Here is a 20,681-nt window from a genome sequence, read left to right as displayed (position 1 = left end):
CAGGCTAAATCATAATCCCAGCTATGGTAATGTCATCCCTCTGTTGCTCGGTACCCATGTGGCCTCTGAGGAAGGAAAGGAAGGCATCCTTCTGGGTTTCTCCAGGTTGCTGCAAATTTTCCTCGGCAATTTTAAGGAAATTCTTCGTAGAAACCCTAACCCTTTCTGTGTTCGATTGATCAGTATATCCATCTGTCGATAGATAAGCAACCGTTTTACCAGGAGTATACGAAACCTCGTGGCAAGTATATGTTCTAAACTGTTCTTTCTGCCTTCCGCCAATGGACGCCTTGTCCCCTTTGATCTCTCGGTAACCCTCTGGACCAAAGAGATAGAGCGGTCGTTTTGCGCCCGCAAATTGGAGGGAATTTCCCGTGTAACGGACAAGACAGATGTCCATACCATCCATCGAATTGGCATCCATATCATCCTGGCGGAGCACAGTACGCACTCGGATGTTCAATTCTTCTAGGATCTTTCCAGGGTCAGTAATTCCTTTTTCATTCACAATTGCATTGAGGGAGTTGATTCCAATCATCGACATGAGAGCTCCAGGAACCCCATGGCCCGTACAATCTGCAACAGCGAAGAGAACAGAGCCATCCTTAATTGTGTGCCAGAAAAAATCCCCTGATACGATGTCTTTGGGTAAATATAAGACAAAGTAGTCACGGAAAGATTGGCTCAAAGCATCGGTTGCAGGAAGCATCGCCCTTTGGATATTGAGTGAGTAGGTGATCGATTCTGTAATGTGTTTGTTTTTATCAGCTAGTTCTTCATTGGCATGTGCTAATTCTTGTGTGCGGTCTTTGACCTTTTCTTCCAAACTTTGGTATAACAAAGCATTGTCGAGTGAGATCGCAGCCTGAGAACTCAATAAATTAATGGTTTGCAATCTATCCGGAGTAAACGTACCCTCAGACAAATTGTTCTCCAAATAGAGGATTCCAGAAAGAGCTCCCTGCTTGAGAATGGGAACGCAGAAAACAGATTTGGTTTGGTTTTCTTGGATGTATTTATCCATCGCAAACCGATTATCGCGGACAGCGGCATTGAGTACCAATATTTCCCTTGTTCTCTCAGTAAAGTAAATGATAGACCTTGGGAGGTTTTGGTACGCCTCAAGCGGGCTATGCATCAAAGTTTTCATCTCACCCTTTCCAACGCTATACTCTGCTTCCACAAAAAGACCTTCTCCATCTCGAAGGAGTAAAACACCTTTTTCAGCACCCGCGTTTTCCATCATGATGGACATTAATTTTGAGATCAAACTTTCGAATTGGATTTCTCCGGAGATTGCAACAGAACTTTTTACGACTGATTGAAGGTCCAAGGACTGTCCAGAGAACATGTCGGTCGTAGTTGCAGAAATCGTAAGGGCAAAGTTCTTTGCTGCAGTGAACTGACGATTTTCAATGATGTAATCCGAGTATCTTTCTTTTAGTTCAAGACACTTTCTTTGAGCTCCCCATTGCTCGTACAATTTGTACGCATCAGTGTAATACTCGGCTACATTTCTATCGTTCTTCTTGGATAACCAAAAACGGGCAGCTACTTCAGAAATGATTGCTTCCATTTGGACAAACTCTCCAGCCCTTGCTTCGGAGACTGCTTGGTCATAGAGCTTTGCAGCTTTCCAGTTTTTGTATTCTAATCTGGCGAGTTCTGCTTCGATCAGAAGGTATTTATGATAAAAATTTTCAGGGCTGTATTGTGCCCAGATTTTCATTTGTTTTTGGTTCACTTTTATCTTTTGTACAATCTCTTTCCGTTCACTTGTGGAGCGGATTTTGTACAAGCTTGCCAAACATAAGGAGATAAAGAAATTAAGCTCTGCATTGCTCACCAAACCAAAAAGAAAAACGATGTTTTTGTTTGCTTCTTCTAAAAGTTTTAGCGCTTCCTCGGGCTCTTCATAGATAAAGAGAGCTTGTGCTTTCAAAATATTGTAAAGAGTAATGGAATACAAACCTTTGTGTTCTTCACATGTTTTGAGGTATTCTGCCTCCGACATGGAAGCATTTCTAAAATCCATGGCAGAAGGAGTTAAGCCTCTTAGGTTGTTTACAATTAGGTCAAATGCGAGGACAGTTTCTGTTGCAAGGATACTTTTTACCTTTTTTCCGAATAACAAAAGTCTGTTGATATCATGCGCAAACTCAGAAAGTTGTTTCCCTTGGAAAAATAAACAGACTGGAGTATTCATGGCACCTAAGGAACCATGTTGGAACTCGCCTGATTCTAAGGATGCTTCTAGACCTTGTCGATTGACTTCTTCCGAATGTTTGACGTGGCGCACCCACGGACTTGTAAAGTTTGCAAGTACGTTTGCAGCTTTGGTTAAGTCTGCTTTTGATTGGAATTTTTCTGCTATTCGATAGGCGAGTGTAGCATAATCATCTCCATCCTTAAATTGACCAAATCCACTTCCTAAAATAATTCCGTAACAAGAATAGCCGTATGATACTGGGTTCATCCCGTGTTCTAGGTAAAGATTTACGGTGCGGAATACTAAGAGCGGAAACATGTTTGGATAAGAGTTCCAGCAAGGGCTCATCAAATCAGTAAGTAGAGTGACAGCAACTCTCATCTCTGGTTTATCCATCAATGGTGCATCGATAAGGGTCTCAGTTGCTTTGCCTTCCGACAATTCTTTGATGCGTGCTACTTCTTTTCCAATAGCCTCGTCCACATTTTCTTTTGAAATATCAATACCCAAAAGCCTAAGCGCGTCCAATCCGGCATCTACTGATTCTTTGTAGGCAGCCTTTAAAGAGTATTGGACAATTAAGATCTTGTAGGTTTCTGCTTTTTCGAGTGGTGTTTTTACATGTTTCAGAATTCGGAATATGAGTGACTCTGAAGCTTCGAAATTTCCATTCAAATATTCTGCTTCGGCAAGTCCTCTGTACAAATCGTACGCTTGTTGGTAATCGCTATTCCAAATTTGGTCTTCGTTTTTGTGAATATTATGGAGTAGGCTCTCGGCTTGTTTTAAATAGTCAAGGCAAGGAGAATATGCTGCCGCACTTCTAGCTCGTTTGGCGGCGATGAGGTTAAGCTCTAGAAACTTTTTGTAATCATCTGCATTGTTCGTGGCTGGTATTGCTTTGTTACAATGTCCGACAATATCAAAGATCTTCTCTTCTAGAAGTTCTTTTGAAGTATTTGACAGTATGACCTTAGCGATTGCATAATGCAGCTCTGGTCTCTCTTTTTCGGAAAGAAGTTCGTAACCAGCTTGTTGGACTCGGTCGTGTTGAAACCGAAGTCGAATTGACATAGCTGTCTGTTTGTTCTCTTCGTTATCTTCCTTACCTAGGGAATCAAGTTTGCGGTAGTCTTCACCTAGGGGAATGAAAAGCTCTTCACGCACGGTGCCAGAAACCAATTTGATAATCTCATCATAATGGTAATGGGTGATTTGAGAAAGGGTATACAAGTCAAATTGGTTGCCGATGCTCGAAGCAGTCCTAAGGAGATCTTGGTTTTCTTTGGGAAGAGAACGCATCCTCTCCAATAGCAACTCGACAACATTATCAGAGATAGCGGCATCTTTAATTTTACTGAGTTCCCAAACCCAAGCACCTTGTCCTTCCTCGCCAGCAGTCGAGTCAAAGCGTATCAAATCTTGGCGGATCAATTGTTTCAATAGTTCCGTGATAAAAAATGGGTTTCCGCCTGTTTTGGAAGCTAATAGTTCAGCTAACTCGCGAACATTTTCTCTACTTGTGTATAAAGAATCACTTAAGAGTTCGGCAATATGATCGATGTTAAGCGGTTTTAAATTGATGTTGGGAAGGCTACCACTTTCTTTTTTGATATCTTCAATTAAAATTGTAAAAGGATGGTTTGCATCTGTTTCATTGTCTCTGTATGCGAGCATGATAAAAAGAGAACCAGTCGTACGGTCATCCAAAAGTGTACGGAGCAATTGTAGCGAAGCAGAATCTGCCCATTGCATGTCATCTAAAAAGATGGCAAGAGGATGCTCTCGGTCCGCGAAGACTCGGATAAAATCCAAAAATACCGCATAGAATCGGTTTGCGTTCTCGCTGGCACCCATTTCTGCAACTGACTTTTGTTCGCCGATGATATGAACTAAATCAGGTAAGATATCTGTGATTACCTTTCCATTGCTACCTAGGGCAGAGATAATCCTTTCCTTCCAACGTGCAATGGATTCAGGTGGTTCTGTTAAGATCATACGAACCAGAGAGGAGAATACTTGTAAAATGGCACTGAAAGGTTCGCTACGGTTGTACTGGTCGTATTTTCCACTCAGAAAATATCCTCTGAGAGCAGTGATCGGTTTTTGGACTTCTTTTACTAGGGAAGACTTACCGACTCCGGAATAACCTCCGATGAGAACTACTTCGGTCGTTCCTTCTAAGCCAACTCGATTGAACGTTTGAAGAAGTTGTTTGAGTTCGTCCTCTCTTCCATAAAGTTTTTGGGGAATACGGAATTCTTCTGAGAAGTCTCTTGCGCCTAATGCAAACGTTTCATTTAGTTTTCCCTCTTTAAATAGTTTGTGGGATTTTTCTAAATCTACCTTAAGACCGTATGCAGTTTGGTATCGATTTTCTGCATTCTTTTCTAACAGGCGTAAAATGATCGCATTTAGAGAGGCAGGGAGGTTGGTGTTGACTTCTATGGGTGGACGAGGTGGCTTCGCAATGTGAGAGTGGATAATCTCCATAAGGTCTGAACCTTTGAATGGCAATTGTCCTGTGCTAAGCTCATAGTATAAGATACCTAAAGAGTAAAAGTCCGTGCGATAGTCAACCGATCGGTTCATACGACCTGTTTGTTCAGGGGAAATGTACTGAACGGAACCTTCTAATTGGTTGGGTGCATAGAAGCCGCTTTCTTCTTTGGAGAGTCTGGTTGAAATTCCAAAGTCGATCAATTTTGCTTTGTTTCTATCTGGAAAGTAAATGACGTTGTCTGGTTTGATGTCCTTATGCATTACTTTATGGCGGTGCAACTCTGCAAGGTCTTCAGCCAAGGTAATTGCAACGTCATAGAACATGTTAAGTGGCATGATGTGGGCATCTTTGTTTTCTACCATGTCGGGCAAAAAGAGCCCTTTTAAGTAGTCCATGACTAGTGCGTGCCCATCTGGCAACCTTCGAAACTCGAAAGGCTTTATGCCTAGTCCTTCTTTGTGCAGGTAGGTTAAGATTTCGAATTCATTTCTTAAGTTTACAATCGCTGCATGTAAAGGGTCAGAGATGCCAACATACTTTACGACAACCTCTTTATTTTCTTCATTGGATACGGCTAAATACACCTGTGAAGGAGAACCTTCTGCATTCATCCGTTTGCGGATTTGGTATCCGGAAAGTGAAATCATAATCTAACTCTCTTCAAAACTAAAAACGAAACAACAAACCACCCCAGTAAAACCCACCACCGACTGCCGGCGTGAGAAGGAGTTGTCCTTTTTTGATGATTCCCTTTTTATAATATTCAGAAATCACGATTGGGATGGAAGCAGCAGAAGCATTTCCCACTCGATCAAAATTGCCCAATACTCTCTCTCTCGGAAACTTGATACGATTCAAAACATCCTGAACAACTACATCAGTCCCCGGGTGTGGAATGACCCAGTCTACATCTTTCTCTGTGAGACCGTATTTCTCCATGAGTAAATCAAAGGCTTTTAAAGTCAAATCCGCAGCATTTGTTACTAACTCTGGATAACTCTTGACATAACTTTGAGGAGGAGGACCCGTCACGATAATATCCGCAAGGTCGGCTACATCGACTAGAAACGAGTCAATGAGGCCTGTATCGGTTTGGGGATTTGCGGAGAGTACTACACCAGCTGCTGCATCCCCAGCAGTGAACTCACCATAGCCACCCATACGAGTCCGTACTGAAAATCGTTCAGAACCAACAACCAGAGCATTTTTCCAACGACCCGATTGTAAGTAGCAGGCCGCCATTTGAACACCATGCACAAAGCCTGTGCAAGCGGTGGAAATGTCAAAGGCGAGAGCATTTTTTGTGCCAGTAAGTTTGCTAGCTTGAGGTGCCAAGTCGGGAAGATAATACCTATCTGTCCAGTTTGCTAAGATGAAAAGGTCAATTTCTTCCGGTTTCATCTTTGCGTCGGCTAACGCGTCTTGTGCGGCCTTCATTGCCATGTAGGGAACGGTTTCTGTTTCGTTCACTCTATGTCTTTCTGTGACCCCAATATTTCCTATGACCGCCTTTTCTGCAGGGTGCATTTCTGGGTATTTGAGTCGACTTTTGATCTCATCATTATAAATCACCCTTTCCGGCAAGTAGTGACCTACACCTCGGAACTCCACTCCCAAATACTTCAAATCTTTGCTGCCCATGCGACTCATTTCATTCTCCTGGAAGGCTTCTGTAAACCATAAACTGTTCTATATAAATGCGCTCTGGATCAAGCGACCGTAAGATCGTAAGCTCCTCAGAAGTTGGTTTTGGTTCTTCTTTGGGTGGAACTTCATCGGGCGCAAACCAATTGGTAAATTTGAGTACTGCTTCTTCACTGTCCATCTCAGGATCGGAAGGAGGAGCTATCCAATTGGTGAATTCAAAGATATGTTCCATCTTGTCCCGACGGAAACGGCCAAATTGACAGACTGCCTCTTTGACGCGATCTCCATTGGTAGTGATAAAGTTTACCTTTCTGACATATCTCTGGCGGATTGCCTTAGCAACAATGATACAATCTGCGGTGGAGGCGATATCATTGGCCCCACCAGAACCTACAATAAATTTACCTTTCGAAGTTGCGATGGAATTCACATTCCCAAACCAATCAATTTCTGCAGCACCCATGACTCCCAAACACTTATCGGGTACAAGCATACCTAAAATTTGAGTGATGTCTGAAAGTCCTTGAGAGCCATTTGCATGCAATTGGCTAAATAAAAATACATCTCCCATAGAGGGAGTCATGGAATAAAATCCCAGTTCCGTCATCACATGGACTCGTATCCCTTCCTTTTCAAGGAGTCGAGCTGCCGTCCAACAGGCGATATGTGCTGCTCCTATACCTGCTAAGAGGGTGGTGTAACCTCTTCGTTTCACATGTTCCATGATAGCTCTTGCCGCAAGAATGATCATCTGTTCTGAGTCATTGACTGACTCTGGGTCCTGGGCAGGCATGAGATCTTGTGGCTGCGGAAGTTGTTTGAGTTTTCTTAGCCTTTGGCTTCCTAAATGCCCTAGGTATTCTTCATGGGTCTTTCGAGCGTAGACCCATTCCTCCATCCATCGTTTGCGAAACTTTTCCTCTCCTGCAGCAGCTTGGTTTGCCTCAATCTGAAATTCATAGTCATCCATATAGGTGGAAAGGTCTTTGAAAATGGAAAGGTGAGGCAAAGGAAACACTCGTAAGGATTGTGGATGGGCACCAAAATTTGCCTCACAAAGGCCGATCACCTTGGTCCCAGGAATGGAGATTAGTTCTGCTGGTATACTTCCACTGGGAACAATCCGTTCGCAACTGGCAACAACACCTTTTGTCGCGGCCATCGCTCCCCATACTCCTTCCCCAGAAGGATGAGTGAGAACAAGATTGCCATCTTCATCTCCCAAAACTGCATGGATTAAAGTGTAATCGGGATGTAAGGGTTGGATCACAGCAAATCGATTTGGATCCTTTTCTGTTGAGTCGGGAGCCTGATAGAGATGGACCGTTTTTCCGAGTTTGTCGGTGATCATGTCTGTTCGAACCAAAGAATTTGTCACAAATCCTGGCAAACGCATAGCACCTGCTTGCAGTCGTTGGACAAGGGTCAAGAGAGACCAAAGTTCTGCTTCAAAAGGTTCTCCCTTTAAAATGTTAGAATACAAAGCGTTCGGTTGTGGCCGAGGGTAATTGTCTCCGGCAAATCCAGTGATGATTTTGGAGAGGACTCCACTCATAGTGAGAGCATGTGCACTTGAATGTAAGCCGGCAACACTCACGGTGAATTTTGGATCTTTATCAAAAAATTGCCTGGCGAGAGCGTAGATTAAAGCGTTTGGACGAGACATGGTGGCAGCCAAATGGAGGTAGGCCCCCAGAGGGATCAGCTCTCGGATCATCGTGTCCGGATCGCTAAAAATTTGAGGCTTTCTAGGCATGAATGTTTATTCGACCTTTGCTAAACTCACAAACGAGGATTGGCTACCAATGGCAAATGCCAAAGAAATGATATTTTTGACCTTTTGTTCTCGATAACCTTCGGCGATATGGTCATGGTCGCACTCATCATCCGGATCTTTTAAATTGATTGTTGGAACTAGCGTTTGGTTGTGGATCATTAAAGCGGAAGCTGCCAGGTTGATGATGCCTGCGGCGCCGAAGGTGTGACCATAGATGGGTTTTATGGAACCAACGGGAGCCCAGGTGCTTACAGGGGCGCCATCATAGAGCAATTTGATCGCTCGGCTTTCTGCTAAGTCGTTGTTGTGCGTCGCTGTTCCGTGACCACAAAAGTAATCAATATCTTTCAGTGGGTGCCTGGCAATTCTCAGAAGATCGGAAAGTCCTTTTGCCGCTTTACTGCCTGTCATATCCATTCTCATGGCATGGCTCGCTTCATTGTAACTAAGTGTACCATTGATTTCTGCATAGATCCTAGCTCCTCTTTTGACTGCATGGTCATAGGATTCTAGGCAAAGGCAAATTGCACCTTCTCCTAAGACAAAACCTTCTCGAGATCGATCATAGGGCCTCATTGCTTTTTTTGGATCTTTGGATTCTGTGGACATGACCGAACTACTCGGATCAGAGTACATTTTGATCAATGGTTTTAGTAAAGGAAACTCATGCCCACCTGCGTACATTACGTCCGCTCGATTTTTTCGGATCGCCTGATAACAAAGGGCAACTGCATGGTGACCACCTACACAAGCGGCAGTCACTGTAGTGACAAAGCCCTGGATATTCGCATAAATCGCAGTTAGGTTTGTTGGATTTGATGCCATGGACGTAAGAACGGCATATTTATCAAAAATTTTGTCATCTTTAGAATCATTATAAATTTGCCAAGCATGCTCCCACCAGGCCAATGAGGCACGAGAAGATGAGTCGATGAATCCCACCCTAGATGGGGCAACAGAATTGCGGTTTAAACCAGCATCTTTTTGTGCGTCGCCTAATGCAGACATAATGGCGAGTGTTTCGCGGTTGTAATAACGAGCGTGAGCGGGGCTAAGGTCAGGTAAATGGGTGCTATAGTCAAATTCGCGTAATTCGGCGCCTGTTTTAACGCGAATATCTTCTGTGGAGAAGCGAGTTAAAAAATCAACTTGCGACTCTCCCTTTTTCATGTGATCCCAAAAGTCTTGGACGGAAAGTGCATTTGGTAAGATTACGCCGATGCCAGTGATCACAACTCTTTGGTTTCTTCTCTCGGTCATGCACTCTCCTATACAAAAAGGTAGATTCTATCTATGTGCTACTGATTTGCTTGTCCACTCAGTTTTTGCTTTTTTAAAGATCGTAATTGCAAAGGTCGATATTTAAGCTGATCAAGGTTTTATTGTGTATGTGAGGGAATATGGGAGAAACTGGATTTAATTTACCAACTGACTTTGCTTATGAGACAAAATTCCCTGTTCGACACGCGGATGCACGAAGCGCCATAACGGCAACAGGTGCATACGTTAGTCATGTGACATATGAGAACATGGTGCTTTTGATCAACGAAGCATTTGATCTTTTCCTCGCCTCCAATGGAGATTCCAAATGGAATTTTGCAGGATCCAATATCATCGTACCCAAAATGGAAGTGGAGTTTAAAAGTGAAGTAAAGGCAGGTGAAGTCTTAACCTTCAGAATCCAACCTACAAATTTTGGAAATAAATCCTTCGATCTTATTACAGCCGTTATAAAAGAAAATGGAGAATTAGCTGCGCTTTCAAAAACTGTTCTCATCTTTTTTGACTACAAAGAGAAGAAAACAATGCCAGTTCCAGAGGCATTTCGCAATCGATACCAAAAATAATCCATGGCAAAAGTAGAACTCCCTCTTCCCAATCGTTATCATTTTAAGACGGAAATTCCCATTCGGAAGACAGACTTGTGGGGGGAGTTGCATGTTTCCTTTGCAACCGTTTTGGATTTGGTTTTGGAGGCTCACTTACAATTCTTCCAATACCTTGGTTTTTCCGTTTTGGATATCTATGGACGAAGTATTATTTTTAGTAACGCAACCGTTACCTATGAGTCAGAACTGCTTTTTGGTGACTTGGTAGAAGCAAGAGTCACTATCGAAAATTTAAGAGAAAAGTCATTTGAGCTCTTCTTTCATTTGACGAAAGATCATGGTAACATCTCTGTTAGTCGAGTTCGTATTTCAGTTTTGTTTTTTGATTATGAAGCTAGGCGCGTAGTACCTATTCCACAGGAATTTTTGCAATTGATCCAAGCCAAAGATTTGGACATACAAAATACTTCCGAGGAGATGAGGAAGTTTGGCGATGTTTATAAAAAGTTTCCACTTTGGATTTCTACTCTCAAGATCCTAAAAAATGTGTACTCAATAGCGAATGATTTGCCAGATAAAGAACAAGAATTTATCGCAAATGGATTGCGAAAGTATGCAGTCAAAGCGGTAAATGCTTCTGCAAAGGCGAGAAAGTCTCCATTTAGAAAAGAAAAACTTAAATCATTGGATATCGTGAAAGCTTGCCTAAATGAAATCCGCTATTTCTTAAGTTTGGCCGAAGAATTGAACTACGGAAAGTACACTGACTTGAATGTTTTGTTTACGAGAGCCGAAGAGTTATGGAAAGTATACTATAAAAAAGTGAAAGAAGCACCGCAAAACCTAAATCGCAGCAAGAGGACTTGAATGAGCCAATTTCAAAACAAAATAGCACTGGTCACCGGTAGCACATCTGGCTTGGGTTTGGAAATCGCAAAACAACTCGCAGAAAAAGGTGCCACTGTAATCGTATCTGGGAGAAGGGAAGAGAAGGGCAAAGAAGCAGTCCAACAAATCCAAAAAGTATCTCCTAAGTCATGTTTTTTGCAATGTGATCTCTCTTCTCCTGAGCAAATCAAACAGATGTTTCAAAAGATCAAAGAATCCTTCGGATCATTGGACATCGCGGTAAATAACGCCGGTTTATTGGGAACCATAGCATTGATTGATAAATATCCTGAAGATATGGCAATGGCAGTCATCGACACGAATGTTAAGGGCACTTGGTATTGCCTTAAAGAAGAGATACAGTTGATGAAGACAAATGGTGGTGCAATTGTAAACATAGGCTCTGCTACTAGTTTGGTCGGTTACAAAGGAAATGCAGTTTACTCCGCCACAAAACATGCACTCATCGGATTGACAAAGAGTGTTGCATTAGAATACGCTAATAAAAAAATCAGGGTCAATGCAATCTGTCCTGGAGTTATCGAAACCGATATGAGCGATATTATTTTAAATGCTTTTGGAAAACCAGAAGAAACTAAAAAAGCAATTGAGGGGATGCATCCGATTGGTCGAATGGCCAATCCTTTGGAAGTAGCAAAGTCTTGCATTTTTCTGCTTACAGATGAAGCATCATTTATCACTGGAGTCGCCTTACCCGTTGATGGTGGTTGGACTGCTGTTTAATTCCTTGCAAATGTAAATCAGTATTCCAGGATGGATTAGTTCGCCTAATAAGTTAAAGATGAAAGTATCTATCTATTCGAAATGTGATGTAGGAAAGGTGAGACTCATAAATGAGGATAACTACTTAATTCTGAAGGGTAAGTTATTTGAATACGCCCAAGCAGAAAAAAAATTATCTTGGATAGACCAAGTCTTTAGAACAGAAGGAATATTTTTAGCTGCCATTGATGGAATGGGCGGTTTACAAGGTGGACAAGTTGCAAGCCAAAGTATAGCAACTCACATCGCCGAACATTGGCATGAAATCAAAGAAGGCAAAACCAGCCAAATTCCTGTAACTGCTCTCCTAGGTGCCAATCAAAATCTCAAACGATTGGCCGAAGGCAATCATGATTTAGCAAAAATGGGAGCAGTGGTTACCTGTTGTTATCTTTCCGGTGGATCAGCACACTGTGCCCAAGTAGGAGATAGTCGGCTGTATTTACTTCGAGACCAAGAGCTTGTCCAGATGAGCGAGGACCAAACATTTGTTTCCAACTTGGTTCGCTTGGGGAAGATCACTCCCAAAGAAGCAGAATCACATCCCAAACGTAATGTTGTTTCCCAAGCTTTAAGTCCATCAGGACAGATAAAACCGGTTGATTTTAAGTTCAAAATCCAAGCAAAGGATAAAATATTGCTCTGTTCGGACGGATTGCACGGTTTAATCGGCAATAAGGAAATTCAGAATATTCTCTTGCAATACAATGGTTTCGATTGTGTAGAAGCTCTGGTAGATGCTGCCAATGCAAACGGAGGGAAGGACAATATAACTGTTCTATTAGCAGAGATATCAGCAAAAAAATAAGTTCATAATCCTTTGTATCTATTCTCCTAGAGCATATAAATCTTACCTAATGATGGATGGAAAATCGTTTCTAAAATACTTGGAAATGATTTTTATCGATCGAAAAAAAACTACGTCGATTGAAGTATTTATAACGTAAATAACTAGAATAGAAGTTGGTTTAAAAAACCAACTTCTATCCAAACTGAATTTACTCTTGTTTTCGAATTATGTTAAAAGCAAAGTTTCCATTACAACCTCTTGACTTCGGAGAGGAAGTGGAAACAGTATTGGCTGATTGTCTTGACCTTAGATCAGTTTTTGCTTCCGCTAAAGTGTCCTTAGCATTGAAAACATCACAAATTAATGTTTCTCCATCTTGAATGACCCAAACAAATGCAGCGAACTTTTTCGAGGATCTATTTTGATAAAATAATTCTCTCGCTGTATTATCATACTCGACAATAGAATAATTCGCTGGGAAAAAGCTGGAGAACTGTGCCCCGTTCGCCGTCGTACAGCCACCACCTGTAAAACAAGTCGGTGGATTTTCCTGGTAGAAGAATCCGGTTTGGCTGCCGAGATCAGTGTCTATATAAACTTTAGCTGAAACAGTCGTGCCGCATGTTCCAGAGCTGCAACTTGACTGATTCCAAGCTCCTCTAATTTCAATTTGTGAGGATTCTCGGTTAAGAAGACGATTTACTTCTTGCGCTTGAACAAGAGCAAGAAGTAAGTTTCCATCGCTTGTTGACTTTGAGACTTTGTTGTCATCTTGGCTACATTGAATAGCAAATGTTAAAAGCAACATTGCTAAAACGAGTTGAATTGGTTTTTTCATTCAGAATCTCCTAAATTTGATTGAATTTAGGGGAACATTTCTGGAATTCCGAGGATGAGCATGTATGTTGTTTCAGAACGAAAGGATACTGTTTCACCTAGTAATGTCCATAAGGTTGCCCCGTTTCCTTCGGGGCCCCTACGCGACTAGGCGTATAGTGCAAAGACCCCAATCCACGAGGTCATCTTTGCGGGGAAGATCTGGCTCACCAAACGATTGCTTGTTGGCTATCATTCAGCATACAGTTGCGGGTCAGCACAGGAATTTCACCTGTTTCCTCCCTGAAGGTTAACACCAATCTTTAAATTGTAAGCAGAGAGTCAAGTAAAAAAATTAAGGACTCGGTCTTGTAGAATCAGAAAGAGATCTTAAAAATATAACAAGCGTTTGTACCTCTTGTTCCGAAATCGGACGCGGTGCTTCGTAGTGATTCATTCTACGAACTGCTTCGGAAAGAGAGGATACACTACCATCATGGAAGTATGGTTGCGTAGAGGCAACATTGCGTAAGGAAGGGGTTCGAAAGAAAAATCTATCATTTGAGTTCCCAGTCACTTCAAATCTACCCAAATCTGTCGCATTGTAGCTATAAACAGAATCCAATTTAGCAAATTTTTTTCCACCTAACATAGGTCCTGAATGGCAGGAGATACAGTTCAGATTTAAAAACAATTTGAGTCCTATTTTCTCTTCGGAAGAAAGGGCAAAGACATTGCCATCCATAAAATCATCAAAACGACTTCTAGAATTCAAAGATCTTTCGAAAGCAGCGATTGCACGCCCTATGTTGGAAATGTTAATGTTTGGATTTTCAGGGAATGCTATTGTAAATTCTGAACTATATGCACTCCCTTGATTGAATCGATTCAGAAGCTCTGTTTGGGAAGGTAAAGCCATTTCATTGGCATCTGTAAATGGTAGAAGGGCTTGCGATTCCAAACTGTCCATTCGACCGTCCCAGAATAAGGTTTCCAAATGGCCTACATTTAAGATACTAAGCACATTTCGCCTTCCCAATTGACCAAAGGTCCCTCTAGATACGGATTGTCCGTCGGTGCCTATGTTTCTTCCGCTTAACAAGTGACATGTGGAACAGGACTGTGCTGAGTTCAGTGATAAAGTTTTATCTTGGAAGATACGAGACCCCAGTTGGATTTGGGAGGGGGTATCGTTTTCGGCTCCCTTTGGAATACGAGGGAAAATCCCGATCTTAGCTCTGGCTTCATCTAGAATATCGTAGCCAGCCGTCGCAAGGCTAATGAATACGAAATCGCGCTCTGTTTCCTGGTTTTTTTCTGTATTTTGGCAGAATAATGGAAACAAAAAAACACAAAATAGACAAATGATCCGAACGAAGCGAGGCATCCATTTCCAAGCTGAGAATCGAAACAAATTTGTAACGTTTTTTTTTGCAACCTCTTTGGACTATTGGATTCATACAGAAAGAGAGTAGGTGATACGTGTACATTTTAGGTAGAACAATCGGATTTATTTTAATGTGGATGATCATAAAACCAATGCGTTTGGTGTATGGATTACGTCCCTGTGAGTATGAAAATCAGCATATTCTAACAGAGTTAAAGGGAAAGACATTCATAGCTGTTTCTAATCACATCAAACCTAGAAATAAATTTTTAAGACTGATCTCGATGCCTTACGATGCCTTTATGATAAGGCATTTTATGAAGCAGCATGGTATATATGCGACTGCGATGACAAGTTATGATGCCGGTAAACGTGTAAAAGGTGCTAAAAAATTGCGTCCAGGGCAGGTTCGGAAAGAGCAGTTGATCAAAGGGATCGTTAAGTCAATGGATTTAATCCCTTTGAATCGAAACGAAAATGATCCGAGTACCATCCAAGAGATTCGTAGGCGGATTGCCAAAGGCAATCTTGCACTAGGTATCTTTCCTGAGGGGACTTATTTTCGTGGGTTCAGAAAGAATCGAAAGTTGCATGGAGGAATGGCAGTTCTAAGCAAACGATACAATTTGCCTATCGTGACATTCTATATTGATTCGTACAATATGAACAAAAAATCTAGAATATCTGTTGGCAATCCAATCTGGGAGCCTATGGAAGCAAACCAAGTCATTGAAATTGTTAGAAATGAAATGATCCGACTTAAAGAACGGAAGCAAGTTGATGTAGGAGACTTTACATCAATTGAGGAAGAAAACCAACATACATCCGTTTGATGCTTTATGGATTTGAAGAGAGGAGTTTCTGGAAATAAGAAATTCCCTCTTCAATTGGATTTTCGCTTGATTTGCGTTTTCGCAGCATGCCAGTCATATCCAAAACAAGCAAGCCATACATCCAACTCCACATAAGCCGTGCAATGGCAGTGTATTCTTGTATCGGGTATTTGATTTCGCCTGTCTCAAAACCTTCCCGTAAAGTTTCCAAAAAGAATCGATAACTTTTTGGAAGTTGCGGAAAGGCTTTTCTGTGTAAGGCTCCATAATCTGTTACAAACATGATTTTATGAAGTTCTCTGTTGATACTTGCAAATCGAAAATAAGCACGGGCGATGCCCGCTAACTTATCAAAGGTGGAAACATTCTCTCCAGGTGGCACAGCATCTTTTAACATAGCCAGAAGTTCGTCTTCGCCGTGTTTAATGAGGTCTTTGACCAAATCAATCTGACTTTCGTAATATGAATAAGGACTGGCAACACTGCATCCCAAACGGTGAGCTATCCGACGCATGGAAAGAGCATCAATGCCTTCTTCTTTGAGAATCAAGAGAGAAACATTGCGAATCTCTTCGCGAGAAAGGCTATTGCGAACTCGTCTTTGTTTCGTTTCTTTGCTCAATCATCTTTCCTTGGGGAATCTGAAACTATCAAATTCCTTAGGGAAAAAAAATCGAACTTTTTTTAAAATGCAGCATTTACTTGGAAATAGGCCATAGAGCCATTCCTTGCAAGGGTATTCCTTCCTAGGAAAGCATCTGCATTCCAATCAAAATTACCTGTAATGGGATTGAAGACTATGGGCGAATTGCGGTAATTTGCGATCGCATCACCTGCTCGTAGATACCCAACTCCAATCCAAATGGAGACATTGTCATTGATCAAGCCCATCCAGGTAAGGTCAACTTCTGTATATAATCTTTTGCCAAGACGATAAGGCTGTGCATATGGATTGTCCGCAAAGTTCTCCGTACTTCCTTTGTCAGGCGAAACGGGAGAACTATTCATTAGCCCAATATTAGCAGTAGAATTGCCAGCTCCATTGATTGCATACCAAGCATCTTGCTTTTCTGCTTTGTCATTTTGAAAATAAGAAATTTGGAATGTTCCGTAAGATTCCGTTTGGTAGGAAACAGATATACTTCTTGAAATGATATTTTTTGTATCTATGTTCTCTGATATACCTGCAAAATTATTAAAATAGGGTATGGTAGAAAACCTTGGATTTGCAAGTGTTTGGAAGGACGAAGAACTTCCATCGGTTCGATTCTTATCTCCTGAGGCGTAAATCCATTGCGCACCTAATCTCAGTTTTTCGAAAAAAGTATAGCCCGTTTGAAAAACATGCATCTGTCCTGAATACTTTTCCCTTTCTGTGAGTACGTTCTGAAAACTTCCAGTCAAATAAGAACCCAAAAATCTTTCTTGGACTCTTCTTCCAGTATAGCCACCTTGCCAGGCACTCTCCCAAGTCCAATCCCATGCCTTGTCTTTTGGGAGGAAATTACCATTTGTTCGGTTGGTAAGCCGAAATCCTACAGTATACAATTCTTGGTTTTGTTTTGCCCGGTTGAGAGCCAATGGGTCATGGGGAGAAGGATTTGGCAATCCTGTTGCGGTATTGAATGTATTGGGTATCCATTTTCTAACGACGTTGATTGAATACAGATCTAATGCAACCGCATCAAAAAGTTTAATGGTATTGTAGGTTCCGAAGATTGTCGTATCGGATCCTTTGGCGTTCGAATTTACTTTAGGATCATTTGCAGATACGACTCCGTTCACGCCACTTTGAGTCCAGTATGGTCTTGCTGCAAATATATGTAGTCTTAGATTTGATTCATCATACATCAATCTGATCCCATCAAAGGACAATCCATTGATTGTCCAATTGGCACCACCTAGCATACGTTGATCGCCATAGGCCCAGATTTGTCGTCCCACTTGCATTTTCATTTGCAAAGGTAGTTTCTTTACCATCACAAATGCTTCCCGAATGCCAGTAGTGTTTAGGGCTGCGGAATTTGTCTGTGTTGAACTACTTATGCTAGGTGTATTGTTAAAAAAAACAGCTCGAATATCACCAACATTTGCCGGCGAGTCTCCTCCCCATACTCTTGCATCTTGAATGGTGATCTTTCCCGTTACGTACTCATTTGGCTCAAATAGTAAGAATAAGGAAGAAGTCTGCATTGTTCTGTCCACATAGGCAGCATTGGAGCGATTGAAATCCAAATTATAACGAGATTCCTGTCTAGGCCGTAAGTAGAATCCAATACGAAGAACATCGTTAACCCAGAAGGAAGTTTGTTTGTTTACCTTTGCGGCAAGCTCAGGCTCCACAAACATATGCCTTGCGTATTCTGGTTCTATCCCCTTTGTGGCCATCGGAGATTTGTACTTTTCAGGGCTTTGCGTTTCTTCCGTTTTTGTTTCTCCCAATATCGAAATAGAAATACAAAGGAGAAACAAAAGAAGCCCAGAAAAGAAATACGACTGAATGGTTTGCCTGCCTTTTGCAAACAAGGCTACACCCCAGCAAGTTCTTTCAGAATTTGAAAATAAAGTGGAATTCCGAAAATGATATTGATAGGAAACACAATGGATAAGGCAACCGTGAGGTACATACTCGGGTTTGCTTCTGGTATGGAATCTTTCATTGCCGCAGGCACAGCAATGTAAGAAGCCGATGCACACAAGACTACGAACATTAAGGAATCTCCTAGAGGCATCTTTATGATCTTCACCAATGCGATGCCAATTAAAGCATTGATTACCATTATCACGAGTGAAGAAAGAATGAGAAAGACTCCTGTATTTTTTAGATCCTTCATTTGCTTAGCCGCATCAATTCCTTTGTCCAAAAGAAAGAAGCTCAGCAATCCTTTGAATATATCCTCAGTAAATGGTTTTGTTGTATTCCATCCACTTTCACCGGAAAGATAGCCTACGATAAGTGAGCCGATCAGAATGTAAACCGAAGAGCTAAAGAAAGCTTCGTGAAGGAGTTTTTTCCATTGGATTGACTCACCGCCTTTGTCTTTCTGTCCTGCCAAGCGATCCAAAATAACAGCGATGACAATAGCGGGAGATTCCATAAGAGCCATTCCAGCTACGATAAATCCTTGGTATTCGTAACCTAGGTTGTGCAAAAAAGCACCGGCAGTCACAAAAGTGACCGCACTAATCGAACCAAAACTTCCGGCAAGAGCTGCCGAGTTATGGTAATCCAGCTTCAATCTAAAGATAAAGAAGGAATAGATCGGAATGAAAAATGCCATAAACATGCAGGAGATCAATGTAAGTAGATGCTCTTCTTGGAAGGGGGAGTGAAATAGTTCATGTCCACCTTTGAAGCCAATTGCAAACAAAAGATATAAGGATAAAAATTTGGACACTCCGTCCGTCAATCTCAGATCTGATTTGAATAGAATCACACCCATACCTAAAAAGAAAAAAAGTACCGGTGGGTTCAAAAGGTTGTTGGCCATTGCTTGGTAGTCCATGGGATTTATGCTCCTAAGTCGAGGAAATGTTTGTGCCCAAAAAGTGTCCAGAAATATAAAATTGGACAAATTAAAAGGCTGGATTTTTCCAAAATCCAAGGAAAAGCGGGCTTGCGTTCCGAAAGCAGAGTAGGAGGATTTCCATTAGATGCGCCGAATCTTTCTCTTCCTCGCCATTCTCCTCGTATTCATCTCCTGCCAGCCTGGGCCCAAGGAAATTGGTGGGGTCAATTTGAGTGGTCGGGTGGAATACCGCAGGTCGGATGCTACGGAAAATCAGTTTATCTGCAACCATGCCTCACTCGCCTCACTGAAGGCAAAGGAATGGGCTAAAAATGGGAGCAAAGAGGCACTGCGCATATCAGTGATTGAGCCCAGGATTTGGCTCAGATTTGCCCTCGAAAACGAAAACGAGATCCCCTGGAAAGGTTCTATCCTATTGCAGTGGATCCACATCCCTGATCTCGAGTTGTGCTCCGAGTCAACAGATGGCCAAATCCTAGACCAATACGCAGGATACCATTGGGAGTCTTGGCTTGGAGTTCTTTCTCCTTTCCCTCATTTTCAAATTTCCCTCTCTCCAAAAGAGAGGAAGGTTTTTTATTTGCGCGTAAGGACAACCGATGATTTGAACTATCCGATTCGCTTATTGAGTGAGGACCAATACAGAGGCATACTGATGGTGAGGTTTTTAGCATTTGTAAGTCTTAGTTTCATGGGACTCATCTTTTTGGCTTGGGGTCTGCAAATGTTTTTCAAAAATAGAAATCCGGTCTTTCTTGCCCTCGTATTTTTTTATGCATCGTTTTATTTGCTTGTGTACTGTATGCACGGTAAAGTGCCTGCTTCTATCTTTGGAGAATCAAATCTTTTAGTAACACATTCTTTTTACATCTGGTTTGCACTTTTACAATTTGCCTTCTTCTTATATTTAGCTAGTTTTGATTTTTCAAATCAGAAGCGGTTGTACAAAAAGGGAATCTTTTGGCTGTTTGCTATTTCTGGTCTGCTGTATCTTATCATTCCGTATTCAGATCTATTCAGAGAATACAGAATCTTTGTTGCATTGATCAATTTTATCTTAGCATTTTATTGGCTTTATGTAACACATGTTGGCCAAACACAAAATACAAGGCCAAGACTTTACCTGATCACTTGGATGGTCTTTTTATTGCTGATATTTTTTAGAGTCTTGTATCATTTAGATTTTTATCCGTACCAAGTTTACGTAATATATTCTTCGGTAGTATGGCTTCCCTTTCAAATCGCTTATAGCCTTTTATTAGCGCACAAGGGAGGAAAAGAAAAAGGCCTACAGGCCTTGAAAAATCGAAATTTATTTCAAAATGTGGATCTTGTCCAAATCACAAGTCGCTTAAACGAACTTTTGGAAAAAGAAAGAGTTTATTTAGACCCAAATTTTTCAGAGGAAAAAGCGGCCCAACTTTTGGGAATAACATACCACCAGATGAGTGACTTGGTTAATACACATTATAAATCAAATTTTCCTTCATTATTGAACAAATACAGAATTTCCCATGCAAAGTCTCTTTTAATCTCTGAACCCGATATGAATGTTACTGAAGTTGGGAAAAATTCTGGCTTTGGATCCAGATCCGCTTTTTATTCGGAATTCAAAAAACAAACTGGTTCTCATCCCAATGCCTTTAAAAAAATGAATGTGAATTCCAAATCAAAAGACATTTCCTGAAA

The 20,681-nt window shown here is 41.5% G+C and carries 15 protein-coding genes; 6 read left to right on the top strand and 9 right to left on the bottom strand.

Annotation, left to right across the window (positions count from 1 at the left end):
- Nucleotides 1-4 precede the first annotated feature (4 nt).
- Genes DI060_RS12370 through DI060_RS12355 form a run of 4 tightly spaced genes read right to left on the bottom strand, consistent with a single transcriptional unit; the run spans nucleotide 5 to nucleotide 9,396 of the window.
- Nucleotides 5-5,359, bottom strand: coding sequence for an AAA family ATPase (locus DI060_RS12370; protein ID WP_108977037.1), 5,355 nt, complete (start codon nucleotides 5,357-5,359; stop codon nucleotides 5-7).
- A gap of 19 nt (nucleotides 5,360-5,378) precedes the next feature.
- Nucleotides 5,379-6,353 carry a ketoacyl-ACP synthase III gene (locus DI060_RS12365; RefSeq protein ID WP_108977167.1) on the bottom strand — a complete coding sequence of 325 codons (975 nt, stop codon included), beginning with the start codon at nucleotides 6,351-6,353 and terminating at the stop codon, nucleotides 5,379-5,381.
- A gap of 10 nt (nucleotides 6,354-6,363) precedes the next feature.
- Nucleotides 6,364-8,115, bottom strand: coding sequence for a CoA-transferase (locus DI060_RS12360; RefSeq protein ID WP_108977035.1), 1,752 nt, complete (start codon nucleotides 8,113-8,115; stop codon nucleotides 6,364-6,366).
- Nucleotides 8,116-8,121: 6 nt separating this feature from the next.
- On the bottom strand, nucleotides 8,122-9,396 hold the full coding sequence (locus DI060_RS12355; RefSeq protein ID WP_108977033.1) for a beta-ketoacyl-[acyl-carrier-protein] synthase family protein: 1,275 nt from the start codon (nucleotides 9,394-9,396) through the stop codon (nucleotides 8,122-8,124).
- 140 nt (nucleotides 9,397-9,536) lie between these two features.
- On the opposite strand from DI060_RS12355, the gene DI060_RS12350 reads away from it, so the two are divergent.
- The 4 genes from DI060_RS12350 to DI060_RS12335 are packed head-to-tail and all read left to right on the top strand — an operon-like array spanning nucleotide 9,537 to nucleotide 12,444.
- A complete protein-coding gene (locus DI060_RS12350; RefSeq protein ID WP_108977031.1) occupies nucleotides 9,537-9,983 on the top strand; it encodes an acyl-CoA thioesterase in 447 nt (148 codons plus the stop codon).
- Nucleotides 9,984-9,986: 3 nt separating this feature from the next.
- Nucleotides 9,987-10,832 (top strand): four helix bundle protein, encoded by an 846-nt coding sequence (locus DI060_RS12345; RefSeq protein WP_108977029.1) that lies wholly within the window; start codon nucleotides 9,987-9,989, stop codon nucleotides 10,830-10,832.
- Nucleotides 10,833-11,597: an SDR family NAD(P)-dependent oxidoreductase gene (locus DI060_RS12340; RefSeq protein WP_108977027.1), complete on the top strand. Its 765-nt coding sequence runs from the start codon at nucleotides 10,833-10,835 to the stop codon at nucleotides 11,595-11,597. It abuts the gene before it with no gap.
- A gap of 58 nt (nucleotides 11,598-11,655) precedes the next feature.
- A complete protein-coding gene (locus tag DI060_RS12335) occupies nucleotides 11,656-12,444 on the top strand; it encodes a PP2C family protein-serine/threonine phosphatase (protein ID WP_108977025.1) in 789 nt (262 codons plus the stop codon).
- Between the two features lie 190 nt (nucleotides 12,445-12,634).
- Here the strand turns inward: DI060_RS12335 and DI060_RS12330 are convergent, their stop codons facing one another.
- The gene (locus tag DI060_RS12330; protein WP_108977023.1) at nucleotides 12,635-13,264 is read right to left on the bottom strand and encodes a hypothetical protein; all 630 of its coding nucleotides are present in this window, start codon (nucleotides 13,262-13,264) and stop codon (nucleotides 12,635-12,637) included.
- Between the two features lie 333 nt (nucleotides 13,265-13,597).
- A complete protein-coding gene (locus DI060_RS12325; RefSeq protein WP_135355050.1) occupies nucleotides 13,598-14,656 on the bottom strand; it encodes a cytochrome-c peroxidase in 1,059 nt (352 codons plus the stop codon).
- Nucleotides 14,657-14,760: 104 nt separating this feature from the next.
- On the opposite strand from DI060_RS12325, the gene DI060_RS12320 reads away from it, so the two are divergent.
- Entirely contained in the window at nucleotides 14,761-15,462 is a 702-nt protein-coding gene (locus DI060_RS12320) for a lysophospholipid acyltransferase family protein (protein ID WP_244594386.1), read from the top strand.
- A 4-nt stretch (nucleotides 15,463-15,466) separates the two neighbouring features.
- Here DI060_RS12320 and DI060_RS12315 read toward each other — a convergent pair whose 3' ends face one another.
- From DI060_RS12315 to DI060_RS12305, 3 genes are all read right to left on the bottom strand, one after another.
- Entirely contained in the window at nucleotides 15,467-16,084 is a 618-nt protein-coding gene (locus DI060_RS12315) for a TetR/AcrR family transcriptional regulator (protein WP_108977019.1), read from the bottom strand.
- 62 nt (nucleotides 16,085-16,146) lie between these two features.
- Nucleotides 16,147-17,988: an alginate export family protein gene (locus DI060_RS12310; RefSeq protein ID WP_108977017.1), complete on the bottom strand. Its 1,842-nt coding sequence runs from the start codon at nucleotides 17,986-17,988 to the stop codon at nucleotides 16,147-16,149.
- Between the two features lie 2 nt (nucleotides 17,989-17,990).
- Nucleotides 17,991-18,968: a sodium-dependent bicarbonate transport family permease gene (locus tag DI060_RS12305; protein WP_108977015.1), complete on the bottom strand. Its 978-nt coding sequence runs from the start codon at nucleotides 18,966-18,968 to the stop codon at nucleotides 17,991-17,993.
- Between the two features lie 148 nt (nucleotides 18,969-19,116).
- On the opposite strand from DI060_RS12305, the gene DI060_RS12300 reads away from it, so the two are divergent.
- Nucleotides 19,117-20,679: a helix-turn-helix domain-containing protein gene (locus DI060_RS12300; RefSeq protein ID WP_108977013.1), complete on the top strand. Its 1,563-nt coding sequence runs from the start codon at nucleotides 19,117-19,119 to the stop codon at nucleotides 20,677-20,679.
- Nucleotides 20,680-20,681 lie beyond the last annotated feature (2 nt).

The organism is Leptospira ryugenii (genome assembly GCF_003114855.1).
GTDB lineage: Bacteria > Spirochaetota > Leptospiria > Leptospirales > Leptospiraceae > Leptospira_A > Leptospira_A ryugenii.
This window is presented reverse-complemented; position numbering and strand designations above follow the sequence as displayed.

What these genes read in the sequence shown, in the direction of transcription:
- DI060_RS12300 (WP_108977013.1), top strand. Translation starts at nt 19,117, where the DNA reads ATGCGCCGAATCTTTCTCTTCCTCGCCATTCTCCTCGTATTCATCTCC.
- DI060_RS12350 (WP_108977031.1), top strand. Translation starts at nt 9,537, where the DNA reads ATGGGAGAAACTGGATTTAATTTACCAACTGACTTTGCTTATGAGACA.
- DI060_RS12360 (WP_108977035.1), bottom strand. Translation starts at nt 8,115, where the DNA reads ATGCCTAGAAAGCCTCAAATTTTTAGCGATCCGGACACGATGATCCGA.
- DI060_RS12335 (WP_108977025.1), top strand. Translation starts at nt 11,656, where the DNA reads ATGAAAGTATCTATCTATTCGAAATGTGATGTAGGAAAGGTGAGACTC.
- DI060_RS12365 (WP_108977167.1), bottom strand. Translation starts at nt 6,353, where the DNA reads ATGGGCAGCAAAGATTTGAAGTATTTGGGAGTGGAGTTCCGAGGTGTA.
- DI060_RS12345 (WP_108977029.1), top strand. Translation starts at nt 9,987, where the DNA reads ATGGCAAAAGTAGAACTCCCTCTTCCCAATCGTTATCATTTTAAGACG.
- DI060_RS12330 (WP_108977023.1), bottom strand. Translation starts at nt 13,264, where the DNA reads ATGAAAAAACCAATTCAACTCGTTTTAGCAATGTTGCTTTTAACATTT.
- DI060_RS12305 (WP_108977015.1), bottom strand. Translation starts at nt 18,968, where the DNA reads ATGGACTACCAAGCAATGGCCAACAACCTTTTGAACCCACCGGTACTT.
- DI060_RS12370 (WP_108977037.1), bottom strand. Translation starts at nt 5,359, where the DNA reads ATGATTTCACTTTCCGGATACCAAATCCGCAAACGGATGAATGCAGAA.
- DI060_RS12320 (WP_244594386.1), top strand. Translation starts at nt 14,761, where the DNA reads ATGTGGATGATCATAAAACCAATGCGTTTGGTGTATGGATTACGTCCC.
- DI060_RS12355 (WP_108977033.1), bottom strand. Translation starts at nt 9,396, where the DNA reads ATGACCGAGAGAAGAAACCAAAGAGTTGTGATCACTGGCATCGGCGTA.
- DI060_RS12340 (WP_108977027.1), top strand. Translation starts at nt 10,833, where the DNA reads ATGAGCCAATTTCAAAACAAAATAGCACTGGTCACCGGTAGCACATCT.